Annotated in this window: 22 protein-coding genes; 14 read left to right on the top strand and 8 right to left on the bottom strand. The window is 36.0% G+C overall.

Annotation, left to right across the window (positions count from 1 at the left end; translation table 11 throughout):
- Window positions 1-41: 41 nt before the first annotated feature.
- The 13 genes from lrp to B0X80_RS00615 all read left to right on the top strand — a co-directional run bounded on the left by lrp (window position 42) and on the right by B0X80_RS00615 (window position 16412).
- Window positions 42-509, top strand: a complete 468-nt coding sequence (lrp, locus tag B0X80_RS00675) for a leucine-responsive transcriptional regulator Lrp (RefSeq protein ID WP_077337930.1) — start codon at window positions 42-44, stop codon at window positions 507-509.
- Between the two features lie 73 nt (window positions 510-582).
- A complete protein-coding gene (locus B0X80_RS00670; RefSeq protein ID WP_245825350.1) occupies window positions 583-3138 on the top strand; it encodes a DNA translocase FtsK in 2556 nt (851 codons plus the stop codon).
- On the top strand, window positions 3131-3829 hold the full coding sequence (gene lolA, locus B0X80_RS00665; protein WP_077337928.1) for an outer membrane lipoprotein periplasmic chaperone LolA: 699 nt from the start codon (window positions 3131-3133) through the stop codon (window positions 3827-3829). Before B0X80_RS00670 ends, lolA begins: the two co-directional genes overlap by 8 nt.
- Entirely contained in the window at window positions 3816-5174 is a 1359-nt protein-coding gene (locus B0X80_RS00660) for a replication-associated recombination protein A (RefSeq protein WP_077337927.1), read from the top strand. The genes lolA and B0X80_RS00660 overlap by 14 nt, the downstream gene beginning before the upstream one ends.
- Complete coding sequence (gene crcB, locus B0X80_RS00655; RefSeq protein ID WP_077337926.1) at window positions 5158-5559, top strand: fluoride efflux transporter CrcB; 402 nt, start codon at window positions 5158-5160, stop codon at window positions 5557-5559. The genes B0X80_RS00660 and crcB overlap by 17 nt, the downstream gene beginning before the upstream one ends.
- A gap of 17 nt (window positions 5560-5576) precedes the next feature.
- On the top strand, window positions 5577-6857 hold the full coding sequence (gene serS, locus B0X80_RS00650) for a serine--tRNA ligase (RefSeq protein ID WP_077337925.1): 1281 nt from the start codon (window positions 5577-5579) through the stop codon (window positions 6855-6857).
- Window positions 6858-7006: 149 nt separating this feature from the next.
- Complete coding sequence (locus B0X80_RS00645; protein WP_089024819.1) at window positions 7007-7492, top strand: TlpA family protein disulfide reductase; 486 nt, start codon at window positions 7007-7009, stop codon at window positions 7490-7492.
- A gap of 141 nt (window positions 7493-7633) precedes the next feature.
- Window positions 7634-8758: a M14 family metallopeptidase gene (locus B0X80_RS00640; protein ID WP_077337924.1), complete on the top strand. Its 1125-nt coding sequence runs from the start codon at window positions 7634-7636 to the stop codon at window positions 8756-8758.
- A gap of 60 nt (window positions 8759-8818) precedes the next feature.
- On the top strand, window positions 8819-10303 hold the full coding sequence (locus B0X80_RS00635) for an alanine/glycine:cation symporter family protein (protein WP_077337923.1): 1485 nt from the start codon (window positions 8819-8821) through the stop codon (window positions 10301-10303).
- Window positions 10304-10393: 90 nt separating this feature from the next.
- Window positions 10394-10720, top strand: coding sequence for a hypothetical protein (locus tag B0X80_RS00630; protein ID WP_077337922.1), 327 nt, complete (start codon window positions 10394-10396; stop codon window positions 10718-10720).
- A 32-nt stretch (window positions 10721-10752) separates the two neighbouring features.
- Window positions 10753-11028, top strand: a complete 276-nt coding sequence (locus tag B0X80_RS00625; protein WP_076418758.1) for a YeaC family protein — start codon at window positions 10753-10755, stop codon at window positions 11026-11028.
- Complete coding sequence (locus B0X80_RS00620) at window positions 11025-13826, top strand: DUF349 domain-containing protein (protein WP_077337921.1); 2802 nt, start codon at window positions 11025-11027, stop codon at window positions 13824-13826. Before B0X80_RS00625 ends, B0X80_RS00620 begins: the two co-directional genes overlap by 4 nt.
- Before the next feature lie 723 nt (window positions 13827-14549).
- On the top strand, window positions 14550-16412 hold the full coding sequence (locus B0X80_RS00615) for a glycoside hydrolase family 127 protein (RefSeq protein WP_077337920.1): 1863 nt from the start codon (window positions 14550-14552) through the stop codon (window positions 16410-16412).
- A gap of 319 nt (window positions 16413-16731) precedes the next feature.
- On the opposite strand, the gene bcp is transcribed toward B0X80_RS00615, so the two are convergent.
- The gene (gene bcp / locus B0X80_RS00610) at window positions 16732-17202 is read right to left on the bottom strand and encodes a thioredoxin-dependent thiol peroxidase (protein ID WP_076418755.1); all 471 of its coding nucleotides are present in this window, start codon (window positions 17200-17202) and stop codon (window positions 16732-16734) included.
- A 41-nt stretch (window positions 17203-17243) separates the two neighbouring features.
- Complete coding sequence (locus B0X80_RS00605) at window positions 17244-17771, bottom strand: glycine cleavage system transcriptional repressor (protein WP_076418754.1); 528 nt, start codon at window positions 17769-17771, stop codon at window positions 17244-17246.
- Window positions 17772-18133: 362 nt separating this feature from the next.
- Here B0X80_RS00605 and bamC point away from each other — a divergent pair, with 362 nt between their 5' ends.
- Entirely contained in the window at window positions 18134-19225 is a 1092-nt protein-coding gene (bamC, locus tag B0X80_RS00600; protein WP_076418753.1) for an outer membrane protein assembly factor BamC, read from the top strand.
- A gap of 109 nt (window positions 19226-19334) precedes the next feature.
- Here bamC and B0X80_RS00595 read toward each other — a convergent pair whose 3' ends face one another.
- The 6 genes from B0X80_RS00595 to B0X80_RS00570 form a co-directional block, all read right to left on the bottom strand.
- Window positions 19335-19547: a hypothetical protein gene (locus B0X80_RS00595; RefSeq protein WP_245825349.1), complete on the bottom strand. Its 213-nt coding sequence runs from the start codon at window positions 19545-19547 to the stop codon at window positions 19335-19337.
- Window positions 19544-20230 carry a M15 family metallopeptidase gene (locus B0X80_RS00590; RefSeq protein WP_077337918.1) on the bottom strand — a complete coding sequence of 229 codons (687 nt, stop codon included), beginning with the start codon at window positions 20228-20230 and terminating at the stop codon, window positions 19544-19546. Before B0X80_RS00590 ends, B0X80_RS00595 begins: the two co-directional genes overlap by 4 nt.
- Window positions 20231-20232: 2 nt before the next feature.
- Entirely contained in the window at window positions 20233-21372 is a 1140-nt protein-coding gene (gene dapE / locus B0X80_RS00585) for a succinyl-diaminopimelate desuccinylase (RefSeq protein ID WP_077337917.1), read from the bottom strand.
- Window positions 21369-21713, bottom strand: coding sequence for a Spx/MgsR family RNA polymerase-binding regulatory protein (locus B0X80_RS00580; RefSeq protein WP_077337916.1), 345 nt, complete (start codon window positions 21711-21713; stop codon window positions 21369-21371). The genes dapE and B0X80_RS00580 overlap by 4 nt, the downstream gene beginning before the upstream one ends.
- Before the next feature lie 421 nt (window positions 21714-22134).
- On the bottom strand, window positions 22135-24246 hold the full coding sequence (gene pta / locus B0X80_RS00575; RefSeq protein WP_077337915.1) for a phosphate acetyltransferase: 2112 nt from the start codon (window positions 24244-24246) through the stop codon (window positions 22135-22137).
- Between the two features lie 4 nt (window positions 24247-24250).
- On the bottom strand, window positions 24251-25462 hold the full coding sequence (locus B0X80_RS00570) for an acetate kinase (protein ID WP_077337914.1): 1212 nt from the start codon (window positions 25460-25462) through the stop codon (window positions 24251-24253).
- Window positions 25463-25580 lie beyond the last annotated feature (118 nt).

Genomic DNA, 25580 nt, shown 5'->3' with positions numbered 1-25580 from the left:
AAATTCTTTTATTAAGATTAATGTATTGTTGAGGGGTGGTGATGAGAAAGTTAGATCGTATTGATAAAAATATATTATATGAACTGCAAAAAAATGGTCGTTTAACTAATATTGATTTATCTAAGCAAGTTGGTTTAAGTCCTACGCCTTGCTTAGAAAGAGTTAAGCGATTAGAAGCTGATAATTTTATCACTGGATATGTTGCAACACTAAACCCTCAGTACTTAGATGCTGCCTTATTAGTTTTTGTTGAAATAACATTAACGAAAACAAGTCCTGATGTGTTTAATGACTTTTCTAAAGCGGTACAAAGTTTAGATGTTATTCAAGAATGCCACTTAGTTTCGGGAAACTTCGATTTTTTACTTAAAACGCGCGTAAAAGATATGTCAGCCTACAGAGAATTACTGGGTGAAACATTACTTAGGTTACCGTCTGTGAGCGAAAGTCGTACATATGTTGTTATGGAAGAAGTAAAAGCTAACAATGTGTTACCAATTAAACGCTAAAATAATGTTATTAAGTTCAATATTTTGTTATTTTATAAGGTATTAAATTCTTCAATTTTTCATGGTAGATATATTGTCTCAAGAATCTTCTAAATTAAACGGTGTTCAACGCCTACTTGAAGCTGGATTATTAGTTTCATGTGTTTTCGCTATGTACATGATGCTTATCTTGTTTACATTTGATTCGGCTGATCCTGGCTGGGCACAAACAGGTTATCAAACAGCTATTCGCAATATGGGGGGCGCTGTAGGTGCCTACTTATCTGATTTATTATTAAACCTTTTTGGTGTTGTCGCTTATAGTTTACCCTTTGTTATTGCCATTACGGGTTGGTTGATCTTCCAAAAATATCATAAATTAATGCAGCTTGATTATTTAACTTTGGGTTTAAAGTTTGTTGGTTTTATTCTGCTTTATGTAGGTATTACCTCAATAGCGAGTATGAATTTTGATGATATATTCTATTTTTCAGCAGGCGGAATTATTGGTGATGTACTGAGCAATACCTTTTTACCTTATTTCTCATTTGTGGGTAGTACATTAATCTTCTTGTTACTTTGTGGAACCGGTTTTGTTCTATTAACGGGATTTTCACTATTAGCTTTTGTCGATATGATTGGCTCGTACACCATACGAGGTATGCAATATCTCGTTAACCTTCCTCACTTATTGAAAGAACATTTTGGTACATCTAATACTGATGAACAACCCAAAGTAGAGCCTGAACAGGTTAAAACTGAAGAAGAAAGTGTTAGTACAACCTCAAGTATAAAACAAAAATTTACCGATGTTGCTGCTAAAATTACCGCTAAGAAAGAACCTGTAACAACCACATCTAACCAGAATGATGTTGAACATGCCTTTTCGTCTCTTTCCTCTAATAACGATAGCAACCTTATTAACCCAAGCGAAAACGATATTCCTTTTCAATTGGATGATGAATTAGAACCTTTTGTTGATATTAACGACATCATGGGTGAGCCGTTAGCCATTAACGTACAAGAACATGTTAATGAAGAAGAAATAACAGCAGCGTTTGAAGATGTTGAAAAGATAGTAATACCTGTTTCCACTAAGCCAGCAGTTCAATCGCCATCTACAGAAATAGAAGACAAGTACAAAGGAATGCCTGGACTTGACTTATTAGATCGCCCAGACCGTGCCAAACACCCCATTGATCAAGAACAACTCGATCGAGTTTCTCGCTTAGTCGAAGAAAAGTTACTTGAGTTTGGGATTATAGCCGAAGTGGTTGGTGTTTTCCCTGGACCGGTGATTACCCGGTTTGAATTGAATTTAGCCCCAGGCGTTAAAGCCAGCAAAATTACCAACTTATCGAAAGATTTAGCTCGGTCGCTATCAGCAAAAAGTGTTCGCGTTGTTGAAGTGATCGAAGGTAAGTCTGTGATTGGTATCGAATTACCGAACAAACACCGTGAAACCGTATTCTTTGCCGACGTTATTTCTTGTGAAAAATTCTCTGAGTCAAGCTCAAAATTGGCGATGGCTATTGGTAGTGATATATCAGGAGAGCCGGTTATTGCTGATCTAGCCAAAATGCCACATCTACTCGTTGCAGGTACCACAGGCTCAGGTAAATCTGTTGCAGTTAACACCATGATTGTCAGTATTTTATATAAAGCTTCGCCTGAAGATGTACGTATGATCATGATAGATCCCAAGCAAGTAGAATTATCAGTATACGACGGTATACCTCATTTATTATCTGAGGTAGTTACTGACATGAAAGAAGCAGCAAATGCGCTGCGTTGGTGTGTAGGAGAAATGGAGCGACGTTATCAGTTAATGTCAAAGCTTGGTGTCAGAAATCTTAAAGGTTATAACGCTAAAGTTGCTAAGGCGATAGAGGCCGGTGAACCGTTAATTGATCCTTTATGGGAACCCAAGGATGCCTTTAGCCAAACACCACCCTTATTAACAAAATTGTCGTCAATTGTGATTATTGTTGATGAGTTTGCTGACATGATGATGATTGTGGGTAAAAAAGTTGAAGAACTTATTGCCCGTATTGCACAAAAGGCACGTGCTGCAGGTATTCATTTAATTCTAGCGACACAACGACCATCTGCTGATGTTATTACGGGGTTAATTAAAGCCAATATTCCAACGCGTATGGCGCTAAGAGTTCAATCTAGAATAGAGTCGCGCATCATTTTAGATCAACAAGGCGCAGATCAACTCTTGGGAATGGGGGATATGTTTTATTTACCGCCAGGTGAAGCTGTACCCATCCGAGTACATGGCGCTTTTGTTGATGACCATGAAGTGCATGCGGTGGTTAGTGATTGGAAATCAAGAGCAGAGCCTAATTATATTGAAGATATTCTGTCAGGCGGTAGTGATCAAGAAATTTTATTACCCGGTGAAGTTTCAGAAGGTAGTGAAGAAGAAGAGCTTGATACCATATTTGATGAAGCTGTTAATTTTGTAACTGAAACTCGCCGAGTGTCTATTTCAAGCGTGCAACGTAAGTTTAGAATTGGCTATAACCGAGCCGCTCGTATAGTTGAACAAATGGAAACTCAAGGCATAGTTACTACTCCTGGTAATAATGGTGCTCGAGAAGTATTAGCTCCACCTCCTATTAAGGATTTTAACGATGAATAAAAAATATAAAATGATATCAACAGCCCTGTTAACTTTTTCCTTAGGTAGTTTTTCAACACTGCCAAGCTTAGCTGCTGATATGAACACACCTATTACAGAAAACAATAATTTAAGTCATATTATTGCGAATACTTCACAAGAATATAAAAGTGAATTAATAAATAAGTTGGGTGAAATTGATCAATTCAGCGCCTTGTTTGAACAAGAGGTTATTGATAATGCCGGCAATGTATTACAGCGTGGAGGAGGCGATTTAGCTGTTAAACGTCCTAACCTTGTACATTGGAATACCACCTCGCCAGACGAGTCTCTTATTGTATCTGACGGTAAATCTATATTCTTATTTGACCCATTTATCGAGCAAGTAACTGCTTATAAACTCGATGGTGCAATAGCTAATACACCTATTTTATTGATCACAACGAATAATGAATCTTTATGGGAACAATATTCTGTTAGTCGTACATCTAAAAATAACTATGTTATACATGCTAATGACGTGAATAGCCGTATTAAAACATTAGAAATTAATTTTAATGATAAAAGTGAATTATCTGGTTTTACCTTTCTTGATGTCACCGGTCAGTTAAGCAAAGTTTTACTTAAAAACGTAAATTTATCACCTAATTTAGCCCCGTCACTTTTTACTTTTACTATTCCTGAGGGCGCTCATTTAGATGACCAGCGCTAATGGCACACTTGATTTAAGTTTTGATGAAGATCCTCAATTTCTTCCTCTTGCTGCTAAATTACGACCTAAAACCCTAGCTGACTATGTTGGTCAGGAACATATATTGGGTATGGGAATGCCGTTACGGCTTGCTATTGAGCAAGGGCGTTGTCATTCCCTAATATTTTGGGGCCCACCTGGCACAGGTAAAACGACACTCGCTGAAATTATAGCAAGTCATTCAAATGCTGAAATTGAACGCGTGTCTGCGGTAACTTCTGGTATTAAAGAAATTCGTCAAGCTATTGATAGCGCTAAACAGCGTGCTATTCATCAACAAAAAAGAACCGTCTTGTTTGTTGATGAAGTTCATCGTTTTAATAAAAGTCAGCAAGATGCTTTTCTACCACACATTGAAGATGGCACTATAATTTTTATTGGTGCGACAACTGAAAATCCTGCGTTTGAATTAAACCAAGCGGTTTTATCTCGAGCGAGAGTTTATACCCTTAAAAAACTCTCTTTAGAAAACTTAGCGGTAGTATTAACTAAAGCTATACAGTTTGAAGAAAATAGTGCTGTTGGCAGTTTAAAAATTAATATTGACGAAGGTGCAAAAAAACAACTTTTTGCTAGTGCAAGTGGCGATGCAAGACGTTTACTTAATCTCTTTGAAAATTGTTTAGAAGTTATTGAAACTGTTAACCAACAAAAACGTATTAATATAGAAACGGTTATTAAAGTCGCTGGCGATAAAATTGCCATGTACGACAAAGGTGGCGATGCTTTTTATGATTTAATTAGTGCCTTTCATAAATCTGTTCGAGGTTCAGATCCCGATGCTGCTTTATATTGGTATGCAAGAATTTTAACGGGTGGAGGTGATCCGTTATATGTAGCAAGACGCTTGCTTGCTATTGCGAGTGAAGATATTGGTAATGCGGATCCTCGTGCTATGCAATTGGCCATTAATGCATGGGATACTTTTCATCGCGTTGGCCCAAGTGAAGGTGAACGGGCGATTGCGCAAGCTGCGGTTTATATGGCGTTAGCTCCCAAGAGTAATGCGGTATATATGGCTTTTAGTAAGGCGAAAGAACTAGCAAAAGCGACCTCAGACCTTGATGTACCTTTTCATCTAAAAAATGCCACTAGCTCAATCACCAAAGAGTTGGGACACGGCGCGGAATACCGATATGCTCATAACGAGGAGAATGCTTTTGCTGCTGGCGAATGTTATTTACCTCCTGAAATTGCAGATACACAACTATATGAACCTACGGATCGCGGTTTAGAAAAACAACTCAAAGAAAAACTTAACTATTTAAATACACTTAACAGGAATAGTAATGACCAGCGGTATTAGTAATTTAAGCCTTTATATTTTTGTGGCATTAGGCGGAGCTTGTGGCGCCAGTTTACGATTTTTTGTTTATCAATTAATTTTAAATTTGGGCGGAAAAGGATTCCCTTTTGCAACGCTGGCGGTTAATATTTCGGGTTCTCTTGTTATGGGAGTGTTATACGGGTTAATCGAACAAGGTGTAATTGAAGTAACTGTATATAGAACCCTTATTGGTATTGGGTTTTTAGGTGCTTTTACCACTTTTTCAACATTCTCATTAGACACCTTATTAATATTGCAACAAGGTGATTATTTTAAAGCGATAATGAATATTTTTCTTAATGTTGGCTTATGTATATTAGCAGCAGCATTAGGCATGTTCCTTGTCTCCATTTTTAACAAATAAAGAAAACGTGACTCCTCATGCTAGATCCAAAATTATTTAGAACAGATATTGAAAAAACAGCTGAATTATTAGCTTTACGTGGTTATCAGTTAGATACAGTAACTTTGTCGAACCTTGAAGCAACACGTAAAGAAATACAAGTTAAAACTCAAGATTTACAAAACCAACGTAATACTCGTTCAAAATCGATTGGACAAGCGAAAGCGCGGGGTGAAGACATTCAGCCTTTATTAGCTGAAGTAAGCCAATTAGGTGATGAACTTGAAGCCGCTAAAGAAGAACAAAATATAATCCTGCAAAAAATTAATGACATTGTAGCAGCAGTACCGAACCTAATTCATGAATCAGTACCGCAAGGTAAATCTGAAGATGATAACGTTGAAATTAAACGTTGGGGTACTCCGCGTGAATTTGATTTTGAAGTTAAAGACCATGTTGATGTTGCTGGCGCAATGGATAAAGGTTTAGATTTTGAAAGTGGTGCTAAACTAGCAGGAACACGTTTTGCGGTAATGCGCGGACAAATAGCTAAATTACACCGTGCGTTAGCCCAGTTTATGTTAGATACACACAGTGAAGAGCATGGCTACGAAGAAATGTACGTGCCTTATTTAGTTAACCATGATTCACTTTTTGGCACAGGTCAATTACCTAAGTTTGGTGAAGACTTGTTTCATACAGAGCTAAATAACAAAACGTTTTCGCTTATTCCAACAGCTGAAGTTCCGTTAACTAACTTAGTTAGAGATGAAATTGTTGAAGAGGCAGATTTACCTATTAAAATGTGCGCACATACCCCATGTTTTAGAAGTGAAGCCGGTTCATACGGAAGAGACATTCGAGGGCTTATTCGTCAGCATCAATTCGATAAAGTTGAAATGGTTCAAATCGTTAAGCCAGAAGATTCTTTTGAAGCATTAGAAAAACTGACAGGTCATGCAGAAGCCATTCTTGAAAAACTAGGTTTACCATACCGTACTGTTGTGTTGTGTACGGGCGATATTGGTTTTAGTGCAACTAAAACCTTTGATATTGAAGTATGGTTACCAGCGCAAAATACGTACCGTGAAATTTCATCATGTTCAAACATGGGGGACTTCCAAGCGCGTCGTATGCAAGCACGTTACAGAAGTGCAGACTCTAAGAAACCAGAACTTGTTCATACCTTAAATGGCTCAGGTTTAGCTGTTGGTCGTACGTTAGTGGCCGTATTAGAAAACTACCAACAAGCAGATGGTAGTGTTGCTATTCCAGAAGTACTTCAACCTTACATGAAAGGTTTAAAAAGCATAGGGTAATTTAACCTGTATTTTAATTCCTTAAAAATCCGATGTTTATCATCGGATTTTTTGTTTTAATGGGGGGGTAAGAGATATTTAAAAAATTAAAGAATAATATTGCCAAATCGAGGGTCTTATCCGGTATATCGTTTTAAAGGAGTGCTAGCGTGATCCGTAGCCTTGCTATACAAGTTGCAATTTTTGTTATTATTTTTAATGTTATTTCGTGGTTTAGAGCAACATCTATGTTGTCTACTGAAACACAGCTATCGCCAGAGTCTAGCGTGTTAACTACATTAATGAATGAAAAAATTCAGTTACTTTCAAATGATAAAGAAACTGTTATTTATTTTTTTGCCCCTTGGTGTCAAATATGCCATTTAAGTATTGAAAACCTAGAAGAGTTTTATTTAGAAAATGAAAACATAAATGTTATTGCTGTTGCTTTAGATTATGTTGATGTAAAAGAAGTCAGAGATTTTGCCAATCAGCACGAATTAACATTTCCAATCGCATTAGGAAATGAAGCGATTAAACATCAATTTAGCATTAGTGCTTATCCTAGTTACTACGTTATTGATAAGGAAAATAAAGTGGTAGAAAAATCACTGGGGTATTCTTCAAAAGTAGGTATGTATCTACGCACCTTGTAGGCTATTTGAACTTTTACTTTTCTTACTCTCCATTCAATAGCGCCGCTGTTATCTTTTTTAATTTCAACAGAGTCTAAGTCTTTTGATCTGAGATATGATTGTGTACACTTATGCTTTATAGATTTCAAAAGCTTATATGTTATGCAAATCACATCAAATTTCGACAGCGGAAATATTCACGTTGTTCAAGCATCAAACCCGTCAAATATTCAATTAGAAATCAAAAAAGATAATCAGTCAGAGTTTTTTCAGTGGTTCCATTTTAAGTTACACAACACCGATCGTTGTGAACATATTCTTCATATCATCAATGCAAGCCAGTCAGCCTATGTTAAAGGTTGGGAAGGTTATCAAGCGGTTGCGTCTTATGATCGTCAAGAATGGTTTAGAGTACCTACCACTTATGATGGAGAGCAATTAACGATCACGTTAACACCTGAATTTGATTCCGTGTATTTTGCTTATTTTTGTCCTTATAGTTACGAACGTCATCAAGATCTTATTCATACCGCGCAATTAGACATTGATTGTCAACTAGATGTATTAGGGCAAACATTAGATGGTCGCGACATGTCACTACTCGTTGTTGGTGAACCGAGTGATGAGAAGAAAAAAGTATGGATCACAGCCAGACAACACCCAGGTGAAACGATGGCTGAGTGGTTTATGGAAGGTTTTATCGATAGATTGCTTGATGAAGACGATGGAGTTGCTCGCTCTTTGTTAAATAAAGCGGTATTTTATCTTGTGCCTAATATGAATCCTGATGGAAGCGTAAGAGGGCATTTAAGAACCAATGCTGCAGGCGTTAACTTAAATAGAGAATGGCAAAACCCTTCTTTAGAAAATTGTCCTGAAGTGTACTTAGTTCGCGAAAGAATGTTAGAAACAGGTGTAGACCTTCATTTAGATATACATGGAGATGAAGCCCTACCGTTTAATTTTGTTTCAGGTTCTGAAGGCATTCCGTCTTACGATGAACGCTTGAAAAATCTAGAAGATAAATTTAAGCAAATATTGTTGGCCATTACGCCTGAATTTCAAGACGATATAGGTTATTCCAAAGATGCGCCTGGCGAAGCTAATTTAACGGTTTGTTCAAATTGGGTAGGAGAACAATTTAAATGTTTAGCCTATACTGTTGAAATGCCTTTTAAAGACAATGAACTACTGCCTGATTACAGCGTTGGTTGGTCTGATGAACGCAGTAGTTTATTTGGTCGTGATTTTTTAACGGCGATTCATCACGTTATTAGCGATGTATAAATTGTAAAAACATAACGCGGTTAACTTAAAATAATAATGATAAAAGAGTAGGAGAACTCAGTGCAAGAATTAGTGAATACACTTAATAGTTTTATTTGGAGCCCCGCGTTAATTTATTTATGTTTAGGCGCAGGTGTTTTTTTCTCCATAGTTACACGTTTTGTACAAGTTCGACAAATTAAAGAAATGTGGCGTTTACTCGTTACAGGTAAAAGTTCGAAAAAAGGTATTTCATCGTTTCAAGCATTAGCTGTTTCATTATCTGGCCGAGTAGGAACAGGTAATATTGCAGGGGTTGCTGCCGCCATTGGTTTTGGTGGTCCTGGTGCGGTTTTTTGGATGTGGGTTGTTGCCTTTTTTGGTGCTTCTACCGCCTATATCGAATCAGCCAATGCTCAAATTTACAAAGAAGAAGTTAACGGCGTTTATCGTGGTGGTCCGGCTTATTATATTGAAAAAGCAACAGGGCAAAAATGGTACGCTTGGTTATTTGCTTTATCAACCATTTTAGCTTGTGGAGCCTTGCTACCAACGGTGCAGTCAAATAGTCTTGGTGAAGCTGCTGTGATGGTTTTTGGTAAAGGAGACATGTTAAGCACGTTTTTTGGTGATATAGCATTTACTAAACTGATGACGGCAACGATTATTGTCATATTGCTTGGTTTTATTATTTTTGGTGGTATTAAGCGTATTGCCAACTTTACCCAAGTCGTCGTTCCTTTTATGGCTTTTGCCTACATTATTATCGCCTGTATTATTATTGCCCTACATATCGATAGATTACCTAGTGTTTTTATGCTCATTATTAACGATGCTTTCTCGCCTATGGCTGGAGTGGGGGCTGCTATTGGTTGGGGTGTCAAACGTGGTGTTTATTCAAATGAAGCAGGGCAAGGTACTGGGCCTCATGCCGCAGCAGCAGCTGAAGTTCAGCATCCGGCACAACAAGGTTTAGTACAATCTTTTTCTGTTTACGTAGATACGCTTTTTGTTTGTTCTGCAACCGCCTTTATGATCCTTATTACACAATCGTATAACGTTCAACTTGAAGGTCAATCAAGCTTTATTGTGCAAAATATTGCTGGCGATATTGCCGCAAATAGTCCCGCATTTACTCAAATTGCGGTAGAAAGTATGTTTAAAGGAATAGGGAAACCATTTATTGCTTTAGCCTTATTCTTCTTCGCGTTTACGACCTTACTGGCTTATTATTTTATTGCTGAAAACAATGTAGTTTACATTGAACGCACCTTAAAAATCCCAGGTTTAACTTTTATGTTAAAAGTACTTATTATGTCAGCAACCTTTTACGGAACCATAAAAGCCGCTGATGTAGCATGGGGTATGGGCGATGTAGGTGTAGGGCTCATGGCCTGGTTAAATATTATTGGGATTATCGTTATGTTTTTTATTGCGAAGCCGGCAATTAAAGCATTAAAAGATTATGAGAAACAAAAAAAGGCAGGTGTTGAAAAATATACATTTGATCCAATAAAGCTAGGGATTAAAAATGCTAAATTTTGGGAAGATAGATTAAAAAAATAATCGATAAAATAACTCGAAATCTTTAAATAAAACGCCCACTAGGGCGTTTTTTTTTGTAGAATACACGGGTATTTATTGTGTGAGATTATTATGGCCGTTATTAATTGTCCTAGTTGTAAAAAAAAGATATCAGATAAAGCAAAAACCTGTACTCATTGTAGTATTGAAATAGCCGGTATCGACCAAGCTAAATTAGCCCTTATAAAACAAACCAATGCGATTAAGCAGCAACAAAACTTAATGACACATTCTTTTATTGCAATGTTGTTGTTTTGTGGTGGTTTTTTATTCTTTTATCTAAAGGATGCACAACCGGGTACCATTGAATATATAGGGTCTATAGCAAGTACTGTACTTGGCTTTATTCTTTATCTTGTAACTCGCGTAAGACTTCTTCTTTTAAAACGTAGCAAATAGCGTTAACTAATAATATCTAGCAGAGTAAAATTATGAATATTGTACAGCTTGTTGAAAATATGGATGAAAGCATGTATTTACGATTAAAGCATGCAGCAGAAACGGGGAAGTGGCCAGAAGGTACCAAAGTAGATCAAGCTCAACGAGATTCGTCATTACAAATAGTAATGGCCTATCAAGCTAAACACTTAAACTCTGATGAAATGTTAACAATCGGTGCTAACGGTGAAATAGTAACAAAAACTAAACGTGAACTTAAAGAAGCGTTTTCCGACCAAAATAATATTGCTAGGTTTTCTGATATATGATTTTTTCGAAGTTTTTTAAAGCAAAATGGCAACACAAAGACAGTAACGTACGTATAACTGCTATAAACGATTTAAATATAGCTAACCCTGAAGATAAAAATATTCTCATCAATTTAGCTCAGCAAGATGAAAACGAGCTAGTTAGGCGCACCGCATTAATTAAGTTAGCTGATTTCGACCTTTGGCTAAATGAAAGTGATAACAACAGCAATAAAAGAGTAAAAGAATACGCACAAAAGCAAGTTACTCAAATACTTTCGGGTAATCATCAAATAACGTTATCAGACGAAAGCAAGTTAAAGTATATTCAAACCGTAAAAAGTTTAGCTGGATTGGAAGCATGGTTAACCACAGAAACAAATGATAAATTAGTTATCGCTTTATATGAGAAAATTAACAAGCCACAACTGTTAACGTCTGTTTTTACTCAAAAGCCAAAACTTGCTATTCAACGTTATTTATTAGAAAAAGTCACTGATAAATCGCAACTTGAAAAACTCGCTAAAAAAGCTTGCAACGATGAAATTACCGCAGAAATTAATAATAAAATAGCTGAAATAGATCGTCTATTAGAACTACCTAGAGCTCTTAGTAAAAAAACACAATTAAATTTATCTAAATTTTTAGCATTAACTGACGTAGCTGATTACGGGGTTATGTTAAGTAAAAAAGAAGAATTACTGGCCGAATGGCAAAGTCTATCAAGCGAATTTGATTGTTTAACTGAGCAAGAAAAAGACGTGTTTATAACTAAGCACGCCACTATTGAAACACAGCTAGATAAAATATTTGCACCAAAAGCTGAAGCTTATCAACAAAAGCTTATTGCTGATAAATTAGCTGAAGAACAACAAGCCGCTAAAGTGTTTTTTGAGAAAGAAATCACTCAAATCAACCAATCATTAACCACGTCTATTTTTGAAGATGCTGAAGTTGACGAAACATTATTTGAGCTAACGTTTACTCGTATTACTCAACAACTGAATGAATCTGTTTTAAGTAGCGCTGACAAAAAACACTTTTTAAACGTATTAAAACAACAACAAGATAAATTGAAACAAATACCTAATATTGCGAAATCAGTAACGGATGCCACTCAACTTATCGCTAAAATATCTCAACTAGCTTTACCTAGCAGTAATGAAGAGTTTAATGAACGTCAGCCTATTTATAATGACTGGTTAAGCCAATGGAAAATTGTTGAGAAGCAAGCGTCTGGCGTTTTACCTGAATCTATTACTAATGCCCAAAAAGAAATAACGTTAGCGTGGAATGCCGGACTAGCGCCTTTTATCGCAGAACAGAAAAAACAATTTAGCCAAGTTCAAAAGAAAATCAACGAATTAAAACGTTTTATTTCAGGTGGTAAATATAATATTGCATTTGGTATTTTTAAGCGCATTGAAAAATCGTTTGAGCAATTATCTGAAAAGCAAAAAAGTAGAATTCAAAAAGACTTTGACACGGTTAGCGAGAAAATGGCTGAGTTAAGCGATTGGGAACATTATATTGCTACACCACGTAAACAAGAGCTTTTAGAAGAAATACAAGCGCTTGTTAATACTCCACTTGATAATCCAAACGACCAAGCAGCTAAAGTAAAAGAATATAGAACTAAATGGAATTCTTTAGGGCATGCTGATGATGATATTGAGCGACAACTTAATACTGAATTTAACGAGTACTGCGAACAAGCATTTGCACCATGCCGTTTATACTATAAAGAACAAGAAAAAATAAGAGAGCTGCACTTATCAGCTCGATTAGCCGTATTAAACGAAATCACAACCTTTGTACAAACATGTGAACAAGAACCCGTTGATTGGAAAAATGTTGATGTACAACTCAATAAGTTTCAACAACAATGGCAAGCTGCTGGCGAAGTAGAACGTGGTAAATATAAAGAAATTCAAGCGCAATACAATGAACTAGTACAACCCATTAAAAAGCGTTTACGTGCTTATCATGATGATAATGCTGTATTAAAAAAATCGTTAATTGAAAACGCCGTTAAAGCGTCAGAAAACGACGATATTTTTGCTGCAATCAACACCGTTAAAGATCTGCAAAACCAGTGGAAACACATTGGTTATAGTGGTGTTAAACATGAAAATAAATTGTGGAAAGAATTTAGAGCAGTAAACGATGCTTTGTTTAAAAAGCGTGACGAAGTACAAGAAACTAATAAAGCGCAGCATCAAACATTGCTTGACCAACTTAATACGCAATTAGACGATCTACAAACTGCGACTAAAAGCTATGAAAGTATTAACGAATTAAGCATGGCTCAATCAGATGCGCAAGCTATATTATCGCAAGCACTCAGTCTTAAACCGGTTAATAAAAAGTTTGTACATAAAACTGAAGCGTTTATATCAGCAATTAATGATAAAACGAATCAAATTAAGAATAATAAAGAAAAACAAACATGGCATGCTATTTTTACTGTGCTTGAGAGCATGGCACAAGAAGACGCTAATGCTGAAGAGATCCAAGCAACAGAGTCTTTTAATCAAATATCACCTGCTTGGAAAAAACGTTTAATTGATGTTATGCAAAAGTCTGAACAGGTTGATCGACTTGAAGATACCTTAATGCTTGAGATTTTTGCCGGGCAAGAATCACCAGAAACATACAAAGCTGAGCGTATGAAAGTTCAAGTAAAACTTATGCAAGAACAGATGGTTTCAGGCAACACCGTTGATTTACAAGCTAGCTTTATTTCGTGGTTACAAAAAGGGGCTATTAATCAAACTGATTTAACCTTAATAGAACGTATTAAACCTATTTATTGTTAACTCACTTTTTACTTTAAGTTGAAGTTAACGGTGTAACTAATAATGAATTGATGATTTTTTATTCCTTAAAAAGGTCAATTCATTTATTTAATACTAGGGTCTATTGAACTTTCTGAGGGCAATAAATACTTCAAAAGCTCAATAGACTTTACTCAAAACGTACTTGTCTGGAATACCTTAATTTTTTATCAGGTATGAAAACTAGAAGACTTCCTATCACTCTTAAAATCATTCGATAAAAGCACTTCAATTACGTCAATAAATTTTTCATCACTATTCTCTAAAAATCAATGCGTAGACTGAGCGTAGCTTAATGAATTAGCTAATATTTTGAAATATAAGACTTTTCCCTATTATTCTCAGTTTTCATTAAAATTAGTCGCTTGAATTACAATGAAAATAAATTTCAATCGCTTCATGACTTTATAATTTTAGATTAAAAATAAGTAGGATATGTATGTACAAACATACTAGCTATCTATTAATATGATGTTTAAGTTGTTAGGATTTTTATTTTTTGATGTGAATATTAAATCAGTCAGCGGAAGTGAAGCTTTGGCTGACCTAACGTATGTGTAAACAAAGCGATTAAATTGCTCTTTTAATTACCTGTTCATTATATTTTGCATCAAGACGTTAGTTATTATTTATATTGAAAAGTTAATAAAAAAATACTTATAACGACAACATTTATATTCAAATTATCGATAGTAAGGAAAACGAATGTTAACAAATATTAATACAGGTGATGGTAAATTAACCTCCGGTTTTTGGGCGAATCGCGTCGAAAACTATATGGACATTATCTACAACCTAGAAAGCGCATTATTGCATGAAGAAAATGCAGCCCGCTTATTAAACTTTGGTATTGCAGCAGGGGAAGTAGAAGGTAAGTTTTTCTTAAACCCATGGTCTGATGGTGACTGTTATAAGTTTTTAGAAGGTTGTGTTAACCAATACGCTGTAACTAAAGATGAGCGTATTCTTGATGTTATTAATAAATACATTCCTTGGATTGAAGCGTCACAAGAAGAAGATGGATACATAGGTACACAAACTTTACTAACTGATGAAGGTCGTTGGACTGATACTGAAAACCATGAACTTTATAACATGGGGCACTTATTTACCACGGCTTGTATTCATTACGAAGTTACTAATGATAAACGTTTATTTGACGTTGCTATTAAATGTGCAGAATACCTATGGGTAACATTCTCTTCACGCCCATTTGAGTTAGCACATTTTGGTTTTAACCCAAGCCAAATTATGGGCTTGGTTGAACTTTACCGTATTACCGATGAAAAACGTTACCTTGAGCTAGCTGACATATTCATTACTATGCGCGGTGTAAATCCAGAAATTGGTGGCGACTGTAACCAAAATAAAATTCCATTACGTGACGATACACAACCGGTAGGCCATGCAGTAACTGGCGCATATTTATATGCTGGTGCTGCTGACGTTTACTCGCACAATGGTGACAAAACATTATTAGATGCAATTGAACGTATTTGGGCTGATTTTGTAAAACGTCGTGTTTATATTACAGGTGCTGTAGGTCCACAATACGTAGGTGTATCTGATCGTGGCGACCCAATCTATGAGTCATTTGCTTCAGAGTATGATCTTCCTCATCGTGTTGCTTATAATGAAACTTGTGCAAATATTGCTGTGGCAATGTGGGCTAAACGTATGTTCCAGTTAACGCAAGATGCTAAATACGGCGATTGGATGGAAACTATTTTATTCAATGCAGGTATTTCTGGTTCTAACTTAGATATGACTCGTTATTTTTATGCAAACCCATTAGCACATCGTAAGTGTAATCATATTGAACCAAGCTTTGGACAATATTCACACGTACCAAATGAGCGATTCTTTACGTTCGATTGCTGGTGCTGTCCACCGCAATTACTTCGTACATTTACAAGTATTCCTAAGTTTGCTTATTCACTTTCTAAAACGGGTGTTGTAGTTAATTTATTCGTAGGTAGTGAATTAAATACTACGCTTGAAAATGGTGAATCAGTACAACTTGATGTAAAAACTAACTATCCTTGGGATAAAGATATTTCGATTGAAGTGGTTAATGCACCAGAAGCTGGTATGGATCTAACTTACCGAATTCCATATTGGTGTAAAACGGCAACATGTAATGGTGTAGCGGTTGAGCCGGGCATGCATACAGTTAAGGTATCTAAAGGCCAAACACTTAACATAGTGTTACCAATGAAAGCTGAACTATACGCAGCAAACCCATTACTAGAACAAGCTAATGGTATGACAGCTGTTAAGCGTGGCCCAGTTGTGTACTGTGTTGAAGGTACTGATATTGCTGAAGGATACAAAATTGATGATTTAGCTTTATCAATTGATACTCAATTTGAAGAAATTGAAATTTCAGATCTCCCATATCAAATGGTTGGGCTTAAAGCTGAACTGAACGTTCGTCCACAGGGTGATGATTTATACTTCAAATTAACACCTGATTCAGATAAAAAAGTGGAAGCTCGCTTTATTCCTTATTTTGCTTGGGCAAACCGTGAAGAGCAAGATATGAGTATTTGGTTACCAAGAGGGTAACTCGGATAGTAGATATATACCCGTTACCAATCAAGAGGCTATTTCAGAGCGCTTGAGCGATATCAATTCAAGGCAATGCTTTGTAATAATGGTCGTTCCCTTATAAAAAGCATTAACGCAGAAGTGATTTTGCTCAAGCGCTTCTTCGATGGGTCTAAAAACAATTTATGCTACGTTATTAACTTTAGTCAGGGAATAACCATTACTGAAACTTAATGCCTTGCCTAAATTGTTTTTAGTTCCCACTGAAACCTGTATCTTGAATGGTTACGGGTATATACCCAAACTACTTTAGTGGTTTGGGTATTTTTCTGTAGTGTTATTGATTCTCTAAATAACTAAGTACTACTTCATGATGTGTTTTAGTTTTAAATTTATTAAATACATGGCTGATGTTGCCGTCTAAGCCTATTAAAAAGCTTAAACGATGAATGCCGTCGTATTCTTTTCCCATGAATTTTTTCAAGCCCCACACCCCAAAGTCGTCGGCTACTTTGTGTTCTGGATCCGATAACAATGTAAAATTTAATTCATCACGCACACAAAATTTAGCTAAACGTTTAGGTTCGTCAGGGCTAATACCAAATACCACGGTATTTAAAGCATCAAGTTGTTCTTTGCTATCGCGTAAACCTTGAGCTTGCACGGTACATCCGGGGGTCATTGCTTTTGGATAAAAATAAACTAATACTTGTTTTTTACCAATGTAAGAAGCGAGGGATACTTCTTTTTCGTTTTCATCAAGTAATGTAAAAAGGGGAGCTTTTTCACCTACGGTAATTGTTTTCATGAGAGAACCTTAGTATGTGCGGTTAAAAGTAAATGATTAAATTATAAGAGATTTGAATTAGCGGGTTTAATACAGCCTTGAACGCCTATTTGTGCACATAATTCAATAAAGTCGCCTTCTAGAACATCAATACTAGTATCTTCTGTTAAGGCAATTAAAATGGTTGCGCTTGTGGTACTGTCTTTAGGGTCAATAACTGATTTTAAAGAGGATATATCTATTTTTCTTGCTGTAAAGAACGCGGTAACCGATTTAAGTATACCTGGTTGATCTATACCCGCATATTGCACCTCATAATGATGAGTAAAATCAAGCGGTTTATAACCAGAAGTACGCTTCATCATGGTAATTAACTCAAGTTTATGAGAGATAATTGGAAACTTAGATTCAATTAAGTTAATGGCTTTCGCGCTTCCTTCTAAAAGCATTATCAGGGTGAATTCTTCACCAAAAATAGCCATTCTGCTGTCAATGATGTTGCAGCCACATTTGCTCGCTAGCTTTATTATTTCGCTAACGCTGCCCGTACGATCTGAGCCCATAGCGTTTAGCACTAAATATTGAGACATTGTGTGAAATAACCTTTTAAATTATGTGATTTATTCATTTTGTTCAGAGGTGGTATTGTATCTCATATAACATTCATTAGTACACTAATAGAGCGACTTACAGATAATATTTAAAATTTATTACCGTGGTTTCTTGTGTTTGTAAAATGAGGCAAGTACCATGACGCATTAGTTCAAACCTATGTTGTAATGAAATGTTCAGTTTTGTTTGAACTTAATCCTATATTTGTTATCCAAGTTGTTAGTTTTTAATAGGTAATTTTAAGTAAACTTATCTAAGCAACGTATATTTTATTCGGTTAACATCCATTGTAATATTAATTATTGCACATGAGATTCAGATGGTATCCGCAGGAGTTTTAATGAATCGTAAATTATTTTATATTTCGCTATTAAGTTTATCTATAACAACAGCGTGTAGTAGTGTGAGCAATAAACAAGCTCATGGAGATTTTGATTACGCTAATAGAGATGAAGCCAAACCTTTAACGATTCCTGAAGGGCTAATTAAACCTAAACAACACCCAGATTTTTATATACCTGAAGTTGCTAATTCAAATGCACCCGTTGGTGAGCAAATGGATATTAGAGCGCCTGCTTTAGTTATTCCTATTGCAGCCGCATCAAGAATTGAAGGTAATGAAGGCGAAGCCCAAGTTTGGTTTGATCAAGTTATTGATGATAAAGACTTATTAGACTTTATTCGAAGCGCGGTTAAGTCTCAACTAGCGACTGACAATGTTGCGTTAACTCCAATAGGCTCTGATAATCTTGTATTTGAATCTGATTGGTATACCACTGAAAGAGAAGATGGATTTTGGTTTTTAAAAGAAGTGGTAGAAACCGAAAGTATGCGTTTTAAATACACGTTAGATACTAAGCCTCATGGTAGAAGTGTTGCTATTAAAGTTGATTTAATTGATTACTCTAAAAAAGATGCTAACGGAACGATTACTGAAATTAATCGTATTGATCAGCATCGTGCTGAAATGGCAATGTTAAATACGTTAATTGGTGAAGTTGATTATCAATACCGTATTTATAAACATGAGCTATTACAATCTAAAGCGAATAAAACGATTGTTACTATAGGTAAAAATAAACAAGATGAACCTGCGTTTATTGTTGATATGGAATTAGATTCATTATGGACAAGTGTTCCTACATTCTTTAGTGATAATGGTTTTGAAGTAACTGATTTGAATGAAAGTAAGCATATTTATTATGTAACTTATGCCAAACCTGAACCAGGCTTTTGGGATAGTATTTGGGGGGATGATAAACCTGTACTTGATATAGCTGATGGTAAATATAAATTTATATTTACGGATATAGAAAAAGAAACCGCGGTAACTATTTTAGATGAAGCAGAAAACGCATTACCTGCTGAAACACTAGAGGCTATTCTACCTGTAATGAAATCAGGTTTATCTTTCGAGAACTTATTTCAATAATCAATTGTTAATATATTGATGTTAGGAAAGCTCTGCTTAGGTAGAGCTTTCTTGTTTTTGTGGAATGAATTTTATAGGAACAAACATTAATCCATCGCTCGCGTTATTGTTACTTTTTATAGGGCGAGTCTGCTTTATTACTTACCGTAGGCATTTTATGATCTGTTTTGTGGCTGCGAGGTAATGTTTCTTCAAGATCGTTTAGTCCTTTTTTTCGTAAAGGCGTTTTCGCATTTTTTTGCAAGGTACTTAAATTACCAATGTAAAATAAAACGACGCCTATAATGACAATAGGAATAAGCCATTCGCCCATATCAATCATATTTCTGATCCTGTATTTATATTATGAACATATTGGGTAAGGATATTAGGTAATTTATTTAAAATAGCCTGCTTTCCTAATATGTTTGATTGCTCAATAGCTTGAGTTAATGTTTCAATGGTCATATTACATAAACACGGTTGCGCTAATGGTGCGTATGATAAATGCCAAGGTTCAACAGCCACTCCACCTCTGTCTTCATCGTAAGGGAAGAAAAAGCCAAACCTTGGTGCGTATTGTACGAGCCATAAACTGAGCTTTTCAAAGGGGCCACCTTGTTCGTATTCCCAAGGTTCTAGCTGCAATTTTTGATTTTCTAACAGTAGGTTGTCTGCATAAACATCTATGTCAGTCCCCCAATGATGTCTACTGGTACTCGGTAATGCTGAGTATACTAATATAGCGTCTACTTTTTCATTATCAGATAAATGTGTTAAATCTACTGTTTCGTTAAGCTTGTTTTTAGTGGCAAGCTCACCGTTGAACTTTCTATTCCAAATGGAGAGTTGTCTGTCGAAGCTACGATAACCACTGGCTATTTTAAGATTAAAGCCAGCGATTAGTGCAGCATCACAAAGTGATTGCCACGCTAATAGCATGTCTTTATGAATACCCACATGCGCTGTAAGCCAAGTAATATGCTCATCACTTTGTCCGCTAAGCTGTGAGGTATTCAATAACATGTTTATTTACCTAAAACATTAACAAGTGATTGATAATAAATATCAACTAAGTTGTTTAAGTCACTACATGAAACACTTTCGTTTACTTGGTGAATTGTTGCGTTACATGGGCCTAATTCAATCACTTTAGCACCTGTTGGGGCAATAAATCGTCCGTCTGATGTACCACCGGCAGTAGACAACAGGGTAGGTTTACCCATAGTAGTTTCTATTGCATTGGTTACTGCATCTAACCATGGGCCCGGTTCGGTAATAAAAGGTTTACCGTTGAAGGTCCAATTAATGTCGTATTCAAAGTCATACTTATCAAGTATTGCGTGCACTTTGTTTACAATTATTTGGTCTGTTAACTCAGTGCTGTATCTTAAGTTAAATAAAGCCGTAATATCCCCTGGCACTACATTGGTTGCACCCGTACCTGAGTTTAAGTTTGATATTTGAAAGCTTGTCGCAGGGAAAAAATCATTACCTTCATCCCAATGACATTGGCTTAGTTCGGCTAATGCTGGCATGGCTGAGTGAATAGGGTTTTTAACATGCTCTGGGTAGGCAACATGACCTTGTTTTCCATGAATAGTTAACTCACCAGAAATGGAACCACGACGACCATTTTTAATGATATCGCCTACTTCATTAGTACTAGAAGGTTCACCAACAATACAATAAGTGATTTTTTCATTACGAGCTTCTAACGTATCAATAACGCGTGTAGTGCCGTTTATAAAAGGGCCTTCTTCGTCACTGGTAATAAGGTAAGTAATTGAACCTTTATGATCTGGGTAGTCAACTACAAAACGCTCAGTTGCTATGATCATGGCGGCTAAACTGCCTTTCATGTCTGCAGCACCACGACCATATAACATACCATCTATAATCGTTGGCTCGTATGGCGGTGTATTCCATAACTCTAAATTACCTGCTGGAACCACATCGGTATGACCTGCGAAGCAAAATACAGGATCTTGTGTACCTTTTCTTGACCACAAATTGGTTGTGTCTTCAAACACCATAGATTCATTATTAAAGCCTATAGCACCTAAGCGGTTTGATATTAGGTCTTGGCAGCCAGCATCTTCTGGGGTTACAGATTTACGTGAAATAAGGTCTTTTGTTAATTCAATAACGGGTGTGTTGATACTCATAGTAAGTTTTCCTGATATAAATCGTCTTTAAAACCAACACACGTGATGTCGTTTTTGATAAGAATAGGGCGCTTTAATAAAGTGGGTTGTTCAATTACGGCATTGAAGATTACATCGTCGGTTAAGTTATCTTTAATTTCTGACGGTAAGTTACGAAATGTTGTACTGCGTTTATTTAATAATACATCCCAGCTGCTTCTATTAACCAAAGAAGTGAGTAGCTCAGGTGTTAAACCATCGACTCTAAAATCGTGAAATGAAAACTCAATATTATTTTTTTCTAACCATTTAAGTGATTTTTTTACGGTATCACAGTTTTTTATGCCGTAGATGGTTGTCATCTTTAACCCTTGTTATTGTTCGAAACTTAATGTGGTGAATATATACCCGTTACTACTGAAACCTGCATCTTGAATGATAATGGGTATAAATATGGTATTAGCTAATACTGAACCTATTAATGAAAGGTATAAGTAAAAGTAGCAACTAAATTTTGAATGAAATTATTTTAACATTAAAGCAATGGTAAAAGGTAGGGAGGAGAGAAATACAAGTATTTATATTACATTTTTTGAAGGTTTTATTATTAAGGATCCTAATTTTTATACCCAATAATTCAATGATATCCACAAAACCTGTGGATATCATTGTTAACAACCCTTTATATGTTTATTAAGTTGCTGTTTTATAGTGTTTATATGGTGCTGTGTTGTTTTTGAACGCTTAGTTTTTTGATATATTTATACACAATTACTGTACAAATTACGTATTAGCTTGTATAGCGGTTAACGCAATTGTGTATACAATGTCATCGACTAACGCTCCTCTTGATAAATCATTCACGGGTTTTCTCATACCTTGTAGCATTGGGCCGATGCTAACAAGATCCGCGGATCGTTGCACCGCTTTATAGGTGGTATTTCCTGTATTTAAATCTGGAAATATAAATACAGTGGCTTTACCTGCTACGGGGCTATTAGGTGCTTTTTTCTTTGCAACACTTTTCATTATGGCTGCGTCGTATTGTAGTGGTCCGTCTATGATCAGATCAGGGCGCTTTTCTTTCGCTATTTTAGTCGCTAGCGTGACTTTTTCTACATCAGCCCCTGTGCCCGAAGAACCCGTGCTGTAGCTGATCATAGCAACTCTAGGTTCTATACCAAACTTGGTTGCAGAGTCTGCCGATTGAATAGCAATATCAGCAAGTTGTTCAGCATTAGGATCTGGGTTAATGGCGCAATCACCGTATATAAGAACTTGTTCGGGCAATAACATAAAAAAGATAGATGACACTAAGTTACAATTATCAGCGGTTTTAATTAATTGTAGGGCAGGTCTAATGGTATTGGCTGTGGTATTTACTGCGCCAGAGACTAAACCGTCTACTTGACCTAATTTCAGCATCATGGTCGCAAGCACTACATTGTCGGTAAGTTCTTGTTTGGCAATCGCTTCAGTTACACCTTTGTGTTTTCTTAATTCAACAAGGGGAGCGATATAATTATCTACAATGTTTTCAGGATCTGTAATAAGTAAGCCTTCTGGTAATTCAATACCTTGTTGTTCGGCAATACGTAAAATATTTTCTTTGTTACCCAATAATTGACATCTGGCTATATTGCGCTTAACGCATATTGCGGCAGCTTTTATGGTTCTTACATCTTCACCTTCTGGCAAAATAATAAGTTTATTCGCTTTTCGCGCAAGTTCGGTTAGTTTATGCCTAAAGGCGGGTGGAGATAGTAAGCTATTGTGTTGAATAGATTGTGATAAGGTATCTAACCAGCTACTGGATAAATGATCGGTAATATGTTGTTTTACTTTTTCATGTCGTTGTATGTCATCTTTAGGAATTTCTGGTGTGAAGTTCATAAGATAACGGGAGGTTTGCCATGTGTCAGACTTTACAGAAAGTACCGGTAAGCCTGCTTCAAGCGCCTGTTTACATAAGTCGAGTACATGTTCGTTAGGTACGTAACCATTAGTTAATAATAATGCGCCTACTTTTGTACCGTTAAGTGCAGATAAACAAGTCGCAATAATTATATCGGTACGATCGCCTGGCGTAACAATTAATCGGCTTGGTTGTAAATGGCTCACTAAGTTATCAACGGTACGCGCACAAAAACTGATACTTCTTATTCTTCTGTGTTCAAAATCACCTTTATTAATCAGTGTCGCATTTAAATAAGTACTAATATCGCAAACTCTGGGGGCCACTAGATCCATTTCCCATGGAACAGAACCTAATAGTTTAAATTGTTTATTCTTAAAGATAGATAATTCAGGAAATAAATCGGCTTCGTCATTAGATTCAATTTCATTTTCTCTGGGTAATAAACCAAATTCATCTTCGTTAGGTGAATTAACTTTATTAAGAATGCAACCGAGTAGCTTACTATTTTTAATTCCACCAAAAGTTTCAGCTGTTACTTCTATACGATCTTCAAATTCTTCAGCGGTATCGTTACCCGGTGTTGTAACTAAAACAATATTGGCAGAGAGTGTTTGTGCTACATCTCGGTTAATTCTGCCTGCATATGGCTGGCGCGTGGTAGGAATTAAACCTTCTATAATAACTACGTCGTAGTGTTGGCTGAAGTTGTCGTAGTTTTCTACTATTTTTTCAAGAATAAATTCACGTTGTCCGTCAGCCATTTGTTCTTCAACATAGCTGAGGGGAATAGAATGATCGTCAGTTGACCAATTAATATGATCTTTTTTATTTTTTAATACACTGCGAGAGGGTTGGCTAATGGGTTTGAAGTGTCCTACTTTAATTCCACGTTGTTGACATGCATGCACTAAACCAACAGCGATACTGGTAAGGCCTACACCAAAACCTGCAGGGATTAACATTATTTTATGATGCATCTTCTTATTCCCCTTCGTTATTTAAAGAAAGTAATTGCTGTGTTTGCTCCGCAATAACAAACTCTTCGTTTGTAGGGATAACCCAGCATGAACGTGAGTTATTCGCTGCAATATTACCGCTTTGACCAAAACGAGCTTGTTCATTTCTTTCATCATCAATATGAAAGTTAAGTATTTGTAGATGAGATATCACCATTTTTCTTACCAGCATTGAATTTTCACCAATACCTCCGGTAAAAATAATACCATCTAGCTCTGATAAGCTTGCGGTATAAGATGCGATAACTTTAGCTATTCTGTAACTGAATACCGTTAATGCTAATGTAGCTCTACAGTTTGGTTCATCAGTCATTGCTTCTTCTAGTGTTCTGCAATCGTTACTGATACCCGAAACGCCTAATAAACCACTCTTACTATTAAGAATTTTATTAACGTCATCAATTGGATAACCTAGTTCATTCACTAAATAAAATATAATGCCTGAGTCAACATCACCACTACGTGTTCCCATCATGACACCTTCGTTGGGTGTAAACCCTAAACTTGTGTCAGCACTCTTGCCATTTTTTATTGCGGTAATACTACAACCGTTACCTAAATGGGCTGAAATAAAGTTACATGCTTCGATGGGCTTATTAATTAATTTTGCTGCTTCAGTTGATACAAAATAATGGCTAGTACCATGAAAACCATAACGTCTAATACTATGTTTTTCATATAACTCATAAGGTAAACCGTAGATAAAAGCTTTCGAGGGAAGTGTTTGATGAAAAGCAGTGTCAAAAATGGCAACTTGAGGAAGCGATTCAAATGCTTTTTCGCAAGCTGTAATACCCATTAAATTAGCTGGATTGTGTAAAGGCGCTAATCGAGATAAAGACTCGATTATTTTTTTTACTTCATCAGTAATTAATGTGGGGGCACTATAGTTTTCACCACCATGTACAACGCGGTGCCCAATAGCGGCAACATTATCATTAAAACCTAAAGCCTTTAATTCATCTACTAGTATAGCTATAGCTAAACTATGGTCGTAGGGAGCTAATATGTTTTTAACCTTAACATTTTCTTTATACTTTATTTTGATAGTGGCTTTATCTGTAAACAATTGCTCAGCCAGACCCGTTAAAATAGTCTCAGTTGATAAGGGATTAATTAAAGAAAACTTAAGGGAGGAGCTACCGCAGTTAATAACCAAAATAAGTTGTTTTGTCATTTGTAAAGCATATCCATTAGGTGAGTGTAGATTCTTAATATAACTATAGAAGGTGTAAAATTAAAAACATTGATTTAATACAATAAAGCGTAAAAAAACGTGAATATTTTAATGCCTT

Origin of the sequence: Pseudocolwellia agarivorans (assembly GCF_002000085.1) — a bacterium.
Classification (GTDB): Bacteria; Pseudomonadota; Gammaproteobacteria; order Enterobacterales; family Alteromonadaceae; genus Pseudocolwellia; species Pseudocolwellia agarivorans.
The sequence above is the reverse complement of the archived record's forward strand: the minus strand, read 5'-3'. Positions and strand labels throughout refer to the sequence as shown.